Source organism: Burkholderia sp. AU28863 (assembly GCF_002223195.1).
Lineage (GTDB): Bacteria > Pseudomonadota > Gammaproteobacteria > Burkholderiales > Burkholderiaceae > Burkholderia > Burkholderia sola.
Map to the genome: position 1 here is coordinate 923,664 of NZ_NKFE01000004.1, position 13,260 is coordinate 936,923.

General features: G+C 65.4%; 12 protein-coding genes. 9 read left to right on the forward strand and 3 right to left on the reverse strand.

All coding sequences use genetic code 11. The annotated features are described in order from the left end of the window. Positions 1 to 9: 9 nt before the first annotated feature. Positions 10 to 1,353, forward strand: coding sequence for an ATP-dependent protease ATPase subunit HslU (hslU, locus tag CFB81_RS15945; protein WP_069618206.1), 1,344 nt, complete (start codon positions 10 to 12; stop codon positions 1,351 to 1,353). A gap of 71 nt (positions 1,354 to 1,424) precedes the next feature. Here hslU and CFB81_RS15950 read toward each other — a convergent pair whose 3' ends face one another. From CFB81_RS15950 to CFB81_RS15960, 3 genes are all read right to left on the reverse strand, one after another. Further along, complete coding sequence (locus tag CFB81_RS15950) at positions 1,425 to 1,967, reverse strand: response regulator transcription factor (RefSeq protein WP_021156278.1); 543 nt, start codon at positions 1,965 to 1,967, stop codon at positions 1,425 to 1,427. 13 nt (positions 1,968 to 1,980) lie between these two features. Then, complete coding sequence (locus CFB81_RS15955; protein ID WP_069618207.1) at positions 1,981 to 3,411, reverse strand: ATP-binding protein; 1,431 nt, start codon at positions 3,409 to 3,411, stop codon at positions 1,981 to 1,983. Between the two features lie 91 nt (positions 3,412 to 3,502). After that, a complete protein-coding gene (locus tag CFB81_RS15960) occupies positions 3,503 to 3,727 on the reverse strand; it encodes a cysteine-rich CWC family protein (RefSeq protein WP_069618208.1) in 225 nt (74 codons plus the stop codon). Between the two features lie 293 nt (positions 3,728 to 4,020). On the opposite strand from CFB81_RS15960, the gene argB reads away from it, so the two are divergent. The 8 genes from argB (at position 4,021) to CFB81_RS16005 (ending at position 13,046) form a co-directional block, all read left to right on the forward strand. Beyond that, positions 4,021 to 4,920: an acetylglutamate kinase gene (gene argB, locus CFB81_RS15970; RefSeq protein WP_006490510.1), complete on the forward strand. Its 900-nt coding sequence runs from the start codon at positions 4,021 to 4,023 to the stop codon at positions 4,918 to 4,920. After that, entirely contained in the window at positions 4,917 to 5,708 is a 792-nt protein-coding gene (locus CFB81_RS15975; RefSeq protein WP_089435764.1) for a pyrimidine 5'-nucleotidase, read from the forward strand. Before argB ends, CFB81_RS15975 begins: the two co-directional genes overlap by 4 nt. Next, positions 5,675 to 6,340, forward strand: a complete 666-nt coding sequence (gene slmA / locus CFB81_RS15980) for a nucleoid occlusion factor SlmA (protein WP_089435765.1) — start codon at positions 5,675 to 5,677, stop codon at positions 6,338 to 6,340. Before CFB81_RS15975 ends, slmA begins: the two co-directional genes overlap by 34 nt. 596 nt (positions 6,341 to 6,936) lie before the next feature. Next, a complete protein-coding gene (locus tag CFB81_RS15985; RefSeq protein WP_089435766.1) occupies positions 6,937 to 7,479 on the forward strand; it encodes a fimbrial protein in 543 nt (180 codons plus the stop codon). Between the two features lie 104 nt (positions 7,480 to 7,583). Beyond that, positions 7,584 to 8,348 carry a molecular chaperone gene (locus CFB81_RS15990; RefSeq protein ID WP_089435767.1) on the forward strand — a complete coding sequence of 255 codons (765 nt, stop codon included), beginning with the start codon at positions 7,584 to 7,586 and terminating at the stop codon, positions 8,346 to 8,348. Positions 8,349 to 8,462: 114 nt separating this feature from the next. Beyond that, positions 8,463 to 11,171, forward strand: coding sequence for a fimbria/pilus outer membrane usher protein (locus CFB81_RS15995; protein WP_249190668.1), 2,709 nt, complete (start codon positions 8,463 to 8,465; stop codon positions 11,169 to 11,171). Between the two features lie 41 nt (positions 11,172 to 11,212). Further along, complete coding sequence (locus CFB81_RS16000) at positions 11,213 to 12,253, forward strand: fimbrial protein (protein ID WP_179235963.1); 1,041 nt, start codon at positions 11,213 to 11,215, stop codon at positions 12,251 to 12,253. A gap of 250 nt (positions 12,254 to 12,503) precedes the next feature. After that, positions 12,504 to 13,046 carry a fimbrial protein gene (locus tag CFB81_RS16005; RefSeq protein WP_089435769.1) on the forward strand — a complete coding sequence of 181 codons (543 nt, stop codon included), beginning with the start codon at positions 12,504 to 12,506 and terminating at the stop codon, positions 13,044 to 13,046. The last annotated feature ends 214 nt before the right edge of the window (positions 13,047 to 13,260 follow it).

Sequence of the window (13,260 nt, forward strand, 5' to 3'; positions counted from 1 at the left end):
GACCGCCCCATGAGCACCATGACCCCTGCCGAGATCGTCTCGGAACTCGACAAGCACATCATCGGCCAGGCGAAGGCGAAGAAGGCCGTCGCCGTCGCGCTGCGCAACCGCTGGCGCCGCCAGCAGGTCGCCGAGCCGCTGCGCCAGGAAATCACACCGAAGAACATCCTGATGATCGGGCCGACGGGCGTCGGCAAGACCGAAATCGCGCGCCGCCTCGCGAAGCTCGCCGACGCGCCGTTCATCAAGATCGAAGCGACCAAGTTCACCGAAGTCGGCTATGTCGGCCGCGACGTCGACAGCATCGTGCGTGACCTGATCGAGATCTCGGTCAAGCAAACGCGCGAATCCGAAATGCGCAAGGTCCGCAGCAAGGCGACCGACCAGGCCGAAGACCGCATCCTCGACATCCTGCTGCCGCAACCGCGCGCGGTGGGCTTCGGCGGCAATGCCGAGCACGCGAACGACGACAACAACGCGACCCGTCAGACCTTCCGCAAGCGCCTGCGCGAAGGCCAGCTCGACGACAAGGAAGTCGAGCTCGACCTCGAGCAGCCGTCGGTCGGCATGGACATCATGGCGCCGCCCGGGATGGAAGAGATGACCGAGCAGATCCGCTCGATGTTCTCGAACCTCGGCAGCGGCAAGAAGCAGCGCCGCAAGGTGAAGATCAAGGAAGCGCTGAAGCTGCTGACCGACGAGGAAGCGGCGAAGATGCTCAACGAAGAGGAAGTGAAGACGAAGGCCGTGCAGAACGTCGAGCAGAACGGCATCGTGTTCCTCGACGAGATCGACAAGATCACGTCGCGCAACAACGAAGGCAGCGGCGGCGAAGTGTCGCGCCAGGGCGTGCAGCGCGACCTGCTGCCGCTCGTCGAAGGCACGACGGTCAACACGAAGTACGGGATGGTGAAGACCGATCACATCCTGTTCATCGCGAGCGGCGCGTTCCACCTCGCGAAGCCGAGCGACCTGATTCCCGAGCTGCAAGGCCGCTTCCCGATCCGCGTCGAGCTCGATTCGCTGTCGGTCGAAGATTTCGAGGCGATCCTCGATGCGACCGACGCGAGCCTCGTCAAGCAGTACCAGGCGCTGCTCGCGACCGAGGACGTGCAGCTCGAATTCGCCGACGACGGCATCCGGCGCCTCGCCGAGATCGCGTTCGCGGTCAACGAGAAAACCGAGAACATCGGCGCGCGCCGGCTGTACACGGTGATCGAGAAGCTGCTCGAGGAAGTGTCGTTCTCGGCCGGCAACCACGCCGGCGAGCGCGTGACGATCGACGCGAAGTATGTCGACCGCGCGCTCGGCGAAGTGGCGCAGGACGAAGACCTGTCGCGCTACGTGCTGTAACGCGCGCGGCGCCGGATGAAAAACGGGCGGCCCCTTTCGCCGGGGGCCGCCCGTTTTCGTTGCTGCGCCGCTTACTGCCGAACCGGCTTCTTCGCGAGCTTGCGCTGCAGCGTGCGGCGGTGCATGTTCAACGCACGCGCGGTCGCCGAAATGTTGTTGTTGTTCTCGGCCAGCACGCGCTGGATGTGCTCCCATTCAAGCCGATCCACCGACAGCACGACCGGATTCTCGAGCGCCTCGTCGGCCTGCACTTCGGTCGCGTTGGTCTGCAGCGCGGCCAGGATCGACTCGACGTTCGCCGGCTTCGCGAGGTAGTTGTCCGCGCCCTCCTTCACGGCCTGCACGGCGGTCGCGATGCTCGCGTAGCCGGTCAGCACCAGAATCCGCGCATCGGGCTGCAGGTCGCACAACGGCGCGATGAGGCTCAGCCCCGAATCCTCGCCGAGATGCAGGTCGACGGTGATGAACTGGAACTTGCCGCCCGCGGCGAGCCGCAGCGCCGCTTCCTTGTCGTGCGCCTGCTGGACCGCGTAACCGCGGCGCTCGAGGCCGCGCGCGAGCGTGCCCGCGAACACCTCGTTGTCGTCGATCACCAGGAAATTGTTCTCGCTCATGTGGTTTCTCCGTCTACGTGTTGGTTGAGGCCGCCGGCAGCGCGACCCGCACGACCGGCAGGCGCAGCACGGCCCGCGTGCCGCGCCCTGCCGGAGCGCCGGCCGGGCGGCTGTCCGGCGTGCCGGCCGGCCGTTCGGCGGCATGTGCGCCCGTGCGCGAACCCGCGCGTTGTCCCGATGCGGCCGCTGCGTGGCCATTCGCCGCACCGCCGGCCCGGCCGTTGCCGCCCGCCGTGCGCGGCGCGACGTCGGACAGTTCGATCTCGCCACCCAGCCGCGCGGCCGCGCTGAACGCCAGATACAGGCCGACGCCGTGCCCGCCCTGCGTGCTGTCGACCGGCATCGCGCCGAGCGATTCGCGCAGCGCGGCCGGAATGCCGGGCCCGTCGTCGCATACCTCGAATTCGATTTCGTCGGCCGTGCCGCCATGCGCGACCTTCGCGGCGAGCGTCACGCGCTGCGGGCTCGCGCGCGCGGCGTTGTCGAGCAGGATCGTCAGGATCTGGCCGGCCGCGACCGTATCGTCGAGCGCGACGCCGGCCGGGCGCGCGCCGAGCAGCTCGAACTGTACGTGCGGATGCCGCAGGCGCCAGTGCTCGACGAACGTGTCGAGCCAGTCGTCCACCGGCTGGCGGCTCGCCGGCGCGCTCGCGCGGCTGCGCAGGCGCGCGAGCGCCGACGTGCACAGCGACATCTGTTCCTCGAGCACCTTCAGGTCGGCCTCGTAGCGTGCGAGCCCCGGATCGGCGCGCGCCGCGTCGCGCAACTCCTCGGCGAGCATCGCGATCGTCGACAGCGGCGTGCCCATTTCATGCGCGACGGTGGCGGCCTGCACGCCGAGCGCGACGGCCCGCTCGTCGCGCAGCAGATGCTGCTGCGCTTCGCCGAGCGCCGCGTCGCGCTGGCGCAGCGCGTTCGACATGCGCGCGACGAACCACGCGATCAGCCCGACGCTGACCATGAAGTTCGCCCACATGCCGGTACGGTAGTAATCGAACAGGTTCGCCGGGTTGTCCATGTTGAGCGGCACCGAGTCGAAGCCGAGCGCCGCGTAGCAGGCGACCGCAAACGCCGCGAGCCAGATCATCAGGTGCCACGGCAGCACCGCCGCCGCGATCGCGAGCGACGGCAGGTACAGCGACACGAACGGGTTGGTCGTCCCGCCCGACAGGAACAGCAGCGCGGACAGCGCGCCGAGGTCGACCCACAGCTGGCCGAGCAGCTCGAAATTGGTCTCGGGCCGCGCACGCAGCACGCGCACCCAGGTCAGCGCGTTGAAAACGATCTCGAGCGCGATGACCATCAGCATCGCCGGCAACGGCAGGTGCACGCCGAAATAGGTCTGCACGACGCCGATCGTCACGAGCTGGCCGATGATCGCGAGATTGCGGAGCCAGAACAGGTGACTGAGGTTGACGCGGCCGGTGGTGGTGATTCGTTGCATCCGGGCAGTTTACCCGTTTAGCGCCCGGCGCCTCCAGCGGGGCCGGATCCGTGCGCACGAACGACCCACGCGCGTGCATGGCGCAACACCGTCAACCGGCCGCGCCGCCCATGCGCTGCGCGATCTCGTCGGCCAGGCACTCGGGGCATCGGCACCGCGCGCCGGCCGCGGGCGGCGTACCGCCGGGCGGCACCGGCATCGACGCGCACCAGCAGTCGAACGGCTGCGTGCCGGCACCGCAGTCGAAGCCGCGCCCGCAGTGCGGGCAACGCGCGCGGCGCGGAGCCGAACGGGCGTCGGCGGCGGAATCGGTCATGGCGCAATCGCGGAAACGGGCGGGACATCGCCCCACGCGACAAGCATAGCGCGGCGCAGGGATTTTGCACGCCGGCCACACGGCCGAGGTGCGGCGCAAACACGCGCGCGCCCGCCCGTCGGCGGCACCCGAAGGGTGCCGCCCGAATCGCGCCGCGCCATAGCCGGCGGGCCGCCGCGTGCGATGCCGCGTCGCGCCGACCGTGTTCCGCCCGGCCCAAAAACCCGATGCTGCGCTGCGCCACTCCTGTACAATTCGGCCTGTTTCAACCGTTCCCAGCCAGAGCCGCCGCCATGTCCGAGCCCATCGACCTCTCGCAGATCGCCCCCACGCTGAAAGCAGAAATCCTCGCGGAGGCGCTGCCGTACATCCGCCGTTACCACGGCAAGACCGTGGTCATCAAATACGGCGGCAACGCGATGACGGAAGAGCGGCTCAAGCAGGGCTTCGCGCGCGACGTGATCCTGCTGAAACTGGTCGGCATCAACCCGGTGATCGTCCACGGCGGCGGTCCGCAGATCGATCACGCGCTGAAGAAGATCGGCAAGGCCGGCACCTTCATCCAGGGCATGCGCGTCACCGACGAAGAGACGATGGAAGTCGTCGAATGGGTGCTGGGCGGCGAAGTGCAGCAGGACATCGTGATGCTGATCAACCACTTCGGCGGCCACGCGGTGGGCCTGACGGGCAAGGACGGCGGCCTGATCCACGCGCGCAAGCTGCTGATGCCGGACCGCGACAACCCGGGCCAGTACATCGACATCGGCCAGGTCGGCGAAGTCGAGGCGATCAACCCGGCGGTCGTGAAGGCGCTGCAGGACGACGCGTTCATCCCGGTAATCTCGCCGATCGGCTTCGGCGAGGACGGCCTGTCGTACAACATCAACGCGGATCTGGTCGCGGGCAAGCTCGCCACGGTACTGAACGCCGAGAAGCTGCTGATGATGACCAACATCCCCGGCGTGATGGACAAGGACGGCAACCTGCTGACCGACCTGTCCGCCCGCGAGATCGACGCGCTGTTCGAGGACGGCACGATCTCCGGCGGCATGCTGCCGAAGATCTCGTCGGCGCTCGACGCCGCGAAGAGCGGCGTGAAGTCGGTGCACATCGTCGACGGCCGGATCGAGCATTCGGTGCTGCTGGAAATCCTGACCGAGCAGCCGTTCGGCACGATGATCCGCTCGCATTGAGCACGCGCCGCAAACCCTCCAGCCCCGACCTGCCGGCGTCGCTGCGACGCCGGCGCATCTCCCGCAGCCGGCCGCGCGCCGGCTCGCCCGTCTGGCTGTTCGATCTCGACAACACGCTGCACCACGCATCGCACGCGATCTTTCCGGAGATCAACCGCGCGATGACGCAATACATCATCGACACGCTGCAGGTCGAGCGCGCCGAAGCCGACCGCCTGCGCACCGGCTACACGCAGCGCTACGGCGCCGCACTCCTCGGCCTCGCGCGCCATCACCCGATCGATCCGCACGACTTCCTGCGCGTGGTCCACACGTTCGCCGATCTTCCCGCGATGGTGCGCGCCGAGCGCGGCCTCGCGCACATCATCGCCGCGCTGCCGGGCCGCAAGTTCGTGCTGACCAATGCGCCCGAGAACTATGCGCGCGCGGTTCTGCGCGAATTACGCATCGAGCGGCTGTTCGAACGCGTGATCGCGATCGAGCACATGCGCGACCGCCGCACGTGGCGCGCGAAGCCCGATCACACGATGCTGCGCCGTACGCTGCGCGCCGTGCATGCCCGTGCGTCCGACGCGATCCTCGTCGAGGATACACTCGGCCACCTGAAGCGCTACAAGCGCCTCGGCATCGGCACGGTGTGGATCACCGGCCACCTGCCCGGCCACCTGCCAGGCACCGGACGCCCGCTTTATGTCGACCAGCGCATTCGTTCGTTAAAATCGCTGCGACTGGGCACACGATCGGGGCGACAAAAATGCAGCCGACTTACCCGCAGGACCAAGCCGTAACCGAAGGCCAGACCACACCTGCTCGCCCGCGCCCGAAGCCGGGCGAGCGCCGCGTGATGATCCTGCAGACCCTCGCGACGATGCTCGAGGCCCCGAAACCCGAGAAAATCACGACGGCCGCGCTCGCGGCCCGGCTCGACGTGTCGGAAGCCGCGCTGTACCGGCACTTCACCAGCAAGGCGAAGATGTACGAAGGGCTGATCGAGTTCATCGAGCAGGCGCTGTTCGGGCTCGTCAACCAGATCGTCGCGAAGGAGCCGAACGGCGTGCTGCAGGCCCGCACGATCGCGCTGACGATGCTCAATTTCGCCGCGAAGAACCCGGGCATGACGCGCGTGCTGACCGGCGAGGCGCTGGTCGGCGAGGACGAGCGGCTGACCGAGCGCGTGAACCAATTGCTCGACCGGATCGAGGCAACCGTCAAGCAGTGCCTGCGGGTCGCGCGCACCGAGGCGAATGCGCCGCAGGGCGGCGCGACGCCGTTCGTGCTGCCTGCCGACTACGATCCCGGCGCCCGCGCGAGCCTGCTCGTCAGCTATGTGATCGGCCGGTGGCACCGCTTCGCGAAAGGCGGGTTCCAGAAGCCGCCGGGCGAGCAGGCCGATGCGCATTTGCGGCTGATCCTGCAGTGATGCGCGGCGCGCACGCGTAAATCGACGCACGATCCGGCTCATCCGCGTAACGGCCGCCCACCACCGAATCACGCGCCATTTCCGGTTCGAGTGGCCCGGTGCAGGCCACGCCCATCCACGCGCACTTTGCCCGGGCATCGTCTGCCCTTGTGACGATCGACACGGCAGACGAACGAACCGATGCAGCCACACACATGAACGGGCCCCACTCATGATCAGGACGCCTTTTCATTAACATGCACCTGTGGTACCCGCTCACGGTCACATTTCGTCAGCATCCGCCGCCACTCGCTCGGGCGTTCGCAACGCCCCTCTCAGCGCCACAGCATCCCCCTCCGCTCCGACTGCATCCGCGCTCAGCGACGATGAGCACCGAGTTCGTATGCCTGACGTTTTTTAAAAGAAATTAGTACTTGAACTAGTAAAAACCCAATCGCATTAGTAATCGTCCCATTCCTTTAAATCCCTTAGAAATCGACAATATCGCCTGTTTCCTGCCGCCGCTTCAGTTCGTTTCGACGACGTCGACAGACAGCGTTCAGGAAACGTCAGTGCGTCGTCATTCGACGCAGGACTCCTTACTAACAGGTACTTTCATGTCCAAAAAAGCACTTCCCATTCTGATGGCGACAGCAGGTCTCCTGGCCGTTGCTTCGTCGGCCCAGGCAGCCGACGGCACGATCACGATCACCGGCGAGATCACCGCCCAGACCTGCAACATTTCGGGCGACGGCGGCGGCAAGGACTTCACCGTCACGCTGCCCAACGTGTCGACGTCGGCGCTGAGCGCGCCTGGCTCGACGGCCGGCCGCAAACCGTTCCGCATCGCCCTGTCGAACTGCTCGCCGAACTCGGGCAACGCATCGGTGTACTTCGAGCCGGGCACGACCGTCAACGCGCAGACGGGTCAACTGTTCAACGCAACGGGTGACGCGAAGAACGTCGAGGTCGGCCTGCTGAACAAGGACGGCTCGAACATCAAGCTCGGCGCGGCCCAGGCTCAGCAGAACTCGCAGGTCGTTCCGATCTCGGGCGGCGCGGCAACGCTCGATTACTACGCGCAGTACGTCGCAACCGGCGGTTCTGCCACGGCCGGCACGGTCGGCACGTCGGTCATGTATTCGGTCTCGTACCAGTAATCCGGTGTCGCGATCGGCGGCCCGGGCCCGCGAAGTCATGGCGGCGCACGGGCCGCCTCCGGCCGACGGTATGTGATCTGTCTATCTACAAGGAGAAATCGGCGATGGGGATGTCTATCAACTGGCGCTCAAGCGTGGGCGCCGCGGCGCTGGTCGCGTCGCTGTCCGGCATGGGCGCGGCGGACGCGAGCGTGGTCATCAGCGGGACGCGCGTGATCTATCCGGAAAAGGAGCGCGAAGTCACGGTCAAGTTGACCAACAATGGCGACCGGCCGTCGCTCGTGCAGGCCTGGGTGGACGACGGCAACGCAAACGCGCTGCCTGACGATTCGAAGGTGCCGTTCACGCTGACGCCGCCTTTGTTCCGCCTCGATCCGAACAAAGGCCAGAGCCTGAGGCTGATCTATACGAAGGAGCCGCTCGCGCAGGACAAGGAAACGCTCTACTGGCTCAACGTCCTCGACGTTCCGCCGCAGGCCACCGACGATCCGGACGCCCCCAACCTGCTGCAGCTCGCATTCCGTTCGCGCATCAAGCTGTTCTTCCGTCCTGCCGCGCTGCGAGGCGTGGCTGACGAGTCCGCGGAGAAGGTGACCTGGAACTTCGCCCCGAAGGTCGACGGTGGTTATGCATTGCAGGCGAAGAACCCGACGCCTTTCCACGTGACGTTCACCAAGCTGACCGTCAAGTCCGGCGGCGCAACGTGGAGCAACGACAAGGGCGGCATGGTCAAGCCCGGCGCCACCGAACAGTTCGACGTCGGCAACGTGCCGTCGCTGCCGGGCGGACCGATCGAGGTCGACTACACGTTCCTCAACGACTACGGCGGCGGCGTCGAAGGCAGCTACGCGCCAAGAAAAGCGCACTGACGCCACTCACCCCTCCCTGATTCAACTCTCGCTGGCCCGCCGACGCGGCAATCGCATCGGCGCAGGCAATCCGTCGTTCGCATCATGAAGATGCGGCATTAATACATCTGATTCATGCGAACAACTTATCAACGCCGAACACTCGAGGCACCGGCGCGCTTCCCGCTCAAGCCGGGATATCTGCTCGTCATGGCGGCGCTCGGCAACTGGGCAGCCGACACGCTCGCCGCACCGGCGGACGGTTTCGACGTCGCGCAGGTTCAGTTCAACGACACGCTGATGATGAAGCCGCGCGGTCAGCGACTCGACCTCGATCGTTTCTCGAAAGGCAATCCGGTTCCGGCGGGCGACTATCTGGTCGATCTCTACGTCAACGGCACGTGGAACGGCCGTTCGACGGTACGCTTCAGCGCGGCCCAGGGCGCGGACACCGCGACGCCATGCTTCGATCGCGCGCTCGTGACCCGGCTGGGCCTCGACGATCAGGCGCTGACCGACACCGGACGCGCCGAACTGGCCCGCGTGTTGGCAGGAGCATGCACGGACGTCGACAAGCTGGTCGCCGACGCGACGGTCGAATTCGACATGTCGGAACTGCGCCTGAACGTGAGCGTCCCGCAAGCGGCGCTGCTGCGCAATCCGCGCGGCTACGTGAGCCCGGAACTGTGGGACGACGGCGTACCGAGCGCGACGCTCAAGTACAACGCGAACGCGTACCGCAACGCGTCGTCAGGTTACGCAAGCACGCAGGCGTACGTGGGGCTGAATGCGGGTGTGAACGTCGGGAACTGGCATTTCCGGCACAACGGCTCCTATGCGTCGCAATCGCAGGGCGAGAACCGCTATCAAGCGCTGAACACGTACGTTCAACGCGACCTGCCCGCCTGGCGCAGCCAGTTGAAGATCGGTGAGACGTACACCGACGGCACGCTGTTCAACAGCGTGGGCATGCGCGGCGTCACGCTCGAGACCGACGATCGCATGCTGCCCGATTCGATGCGCGGCTATGCGCCGATGATTCGCGGCGTCGCAACCAGCAACGCGCACGTCACGGTTGCGCAGAACGGCGCCGTGCTGTACGAAACGAACGTCGCGCCGGGGCCGTTCGAAATCAACGATCTGTACGCAACGGGTTACGGCGGCAACCTGCTCGTCACCGTCACCGAGGCCGACGGCAAAAAGCACAGCTTCACCGTGCCGTATGCGGCTGTCGCGCAGTCGCTGCGCCCTGGCGTCTCCCGCTTCGGCGTCGCGCTCGGACAGTTGCGCGAGCCGCAGTTCGATCGTCATCCGAACTTTGCCCAGGCTACGTATCAGCGCGGCATCAGCAACCTGATGACGGGTTACGTCGGCGCGATCGTCGCGGAAAACTATCTGGCCGGGCTGGTCGGCGCGGCGTTCAACACGCCGCTCGGCGCGCTCGCCGTCGACGTCACGCACGCCAGCGCCCGCATCCCGGGCGTGTCGGCGACGAGCGGGCAGAGCGTGCGCGTGAGCTACAGCAAGTCCGTGGAGGCGACCGGCACGAACATCGCGGTCGCCGCGTATCGCTACTCGTCCCGCGGCTACTGGGAGCTGCGCGACGCGATGTACGCCCGCGAGCGGGCGGCTGCCGGCGCGGATCCGAACGACGCGTACCGGCAACGCAACCAGGTTCAGCTGACGTTGAACCAGACGCTCGGTGAAGGGCGCGGCAGCCTGTTCGCGGTGGGCTCGACGTCCAGTTACTGGAATCGCAAGGGCACGACGACGCAGTTCCAGGTCGGCTACAACAACAGCCTGCGGATCGGCGGCCTCAACCTGAGCTACAACCTGTCCGTTTCGCGGCAGCGCGACGGCTACACGGGCCGCCTGAACAACCAGATGTACGCAAACGTGACCATTCCACTCGGCCGGCGGTCGTACGCGCCGACACTGTCCGCGAGCGTCGCGCACGACAGCCACGGCGGTGCGACCGGGCAAATGTCGCTCACCGGTTCTGTCGGGAAGTCCAATGCCTTCTCGTATGGGGTGAACGTCAACACTGGCAGGAGTGCGACGTCCGGCGGCGGCAATGCCCAGTACCGCAGCCCGTATGCGACGCTCTCCGGCAGCGCGAGCGGCGGCAGCGGCTACTCGAGCGTGTCCGTCGGCGTGTCGGGCGCGGTCGTCGGCCATGCGGGCGGCCTCACGCTCGCGAATGATCTCGGCGAAACCGCCGCGATCATCGAGGCAAAGGACGCCATCGGCGCACGCATCACGAACGGCACGGACATCCGGATCGACCGGCGCGGCTATGCGGTGCTCCCGTACCTGACGCCCTACCAGATGAACACGATCGAACTCGACCCGAAGGGCATCCCGACCGACGTCGAAATGCTGTCGACCAGCCAGCAGGTCGCGCCGCGGGCGAATTCGGTGGTCAAGCTGAAGTTCGAGACGGTGACCGGCCGCCCCGTGCTGATGACGATGCGTCAGCCGGACGGCACGCCGGTGCCGTTCGGCAGCACCGTTGCCGATGCGCAGGGCAAGACCGTCGGTGTGTCCGGGCAGGGCGGCATGTTGTTCGCCCGCGGCCTGAGCGAAACCGGCGTGCTGACCGCGAAATGGGGCAATCGTGCAACCGAGGTCTGCTCGCTTAACTACCGCTTGCCGACCAAGCACGACAAGGCCGAAGTGTACGCGCGTGTCGATGCGATATGCGCACGCACCATGCCGGCGAATGCGCGCCCGCAAGACGCTGCCGAAAAAGATGCGCGTCAGCATTTCACCGATTCCAATCAAGCCGGCATCACTCCGGCCAGCTCGATCGATGACTCGCGTCTGAGCGCCGCCTTTCAATGAATCGAATTCAATCCAGATTTCGATAAATGGAACATGAAAACATGAAATTTAAATATCTGCTTATTTTCATGCTTTACACCACAACCCTATTGAAATCAAACCCCAGCCTTGCACAAGCTAGTGGTTATTGCACCTACCCCGGTGGAAACAACACCGGAGATTACGTTCGCCATTACAGTTTCGGCAATGTACTTGTCTCCTACGACACCCCGAATGGTGCCGTTCTTGCGACAGCAACAGTGGATCGGCCGATGAGCTATAAATGCAATGCCAACCCGAACCCGCCCGGAGGATATGAGGCCATGGCGATGGTCTCCCTATGGGAATCTAGTATCCCCGGAGTCGCATCCGTTGCTGCAGGAAACTACTACAAAGGATTAGGGTTGCGTATCAGCAATGCTGAGACTGGAGCGATCATCAGCCCCGGCGGAAACCTCGTGCCTTTCGCGCCGCCCAACCCGACGACCAAACCGATTGAGGGCACAGTGCCACTCAAAATCGAATTGATAAAGGTCGACGACAATATATATAACTCATCGCTCCCGAGGAATGCCACCGCGCCACTTAGTATCTATATACGAAGTCGACCTGATGGTAAATACGGCGCGGCCCAATGGAACCTAACCTGGAAAGAGCCCGTCGGCAAACTTATCGTCATGCCTAACACCTGCACGGTCACCACACCGTCGGTCGACGTGAAACTACCGCCCGTCGCGGCAAGCCAACTGAATACCGTCGGCATGACCGCAGGCGATGCGGGATTCAATATCGGGCTGAATTGCAAATCCGGCTCGAACGTTTACGTGACACTGACCGATTTGACCGACCAGGGCAATACCGGCAATCAATTGACCCTCACGCCCGATTCGTCGGCGAAAGGCGTGAAGCTTCGCATCCTGAGAAACGGGCAGCCCGTCGGTTACGGTCCGGATTCCATCGCCATTGGCAATACCAACCAATGGCTGGTCGGGCCGTCCGCGACAACGACCAGCATTCCGCTGTCCGCGCAGTACATCGCGACCGGGCCGGTATCCGGCGGAAAGGTCAAGGGTGTCGCGACGTTTACGATGAGCTACCAGTGAGCGTTCTGCGCTCGATAGCTCAGTGATTCGATAGCGCGCCGGTCGCCAGGCAATCGCAAACGGCAGGTCTGCTAAGTCGGTCATCGCTCGATCGATGACCGCAACAAACTTCTGTTTTGCAGTCCTATTGGATTGCATCGGAAGGTCATTGACGGACGAAGTCGGGTGTCACCCGTACGGCCGGTTACGGCATGCGGACGGCTCGACGGCGGAGTCCGTTTTTACATCTCCTAGTACTAGAGGAATTGACATGAAACTCGCATTCTCCAGCATCGCCGCTCTCACCGTCGCTGCCGCGGCAGCACTGCCGGCCGTGTCGCACGCCGCGGACGGCACGATCACCATCAACGGCAAGATCGGCACGCAGACCTGCACGATCGACGGCAACGGCACCGGCGGCAAGGACTTCACCGTCGCGCTGCCGAAGGTGTCCACGTCGTCGCTTGCCACGGGCGGAGCGACGGCCGGCCGCACGTCGTTCAAGATCGGCCTGAAGAACTGCTCGCCGTCGACGGGCAACGTCTACACGCACTTCGAGCCGGGCACCACGGTCAACTCGACGACCGGCCAGTTGCTCAACGCATCGGGCACCGCGAAGAACGTCGAGATCGGCCTGCTCAACGGTGATACGAGCAATATCGGGGTCGGCAAGGCCGATGAAAACTCGAAGGCGGTCGCGCTGTCGAACGGCACCGCGGAGCTCCCGTACTACGCGCAATACGTCGCAACGGGTGGCGCTGCTGGCCAGGGGACGGTGAATACGTCGGTGATGTACTCGATCATGTACCAGTAAGAAACGGCGAACCGGCGCGCGTCCCGCGCGCCGGTTCGTTGCCGGGCGCGCGGCAGGATGCGCGCCCCGGCTTGCCGATGGCTGCCGTACGCACACAGTCGCTCGGCGGCCGTCCATTCGCGCCCGGACAAGTTCGGCACTCGCGCGGACCGCACCGCGCACCATTCGTTTTGCCCTCCCCCTCCAATTGGCTGGAACATGCACGCCGGATCGC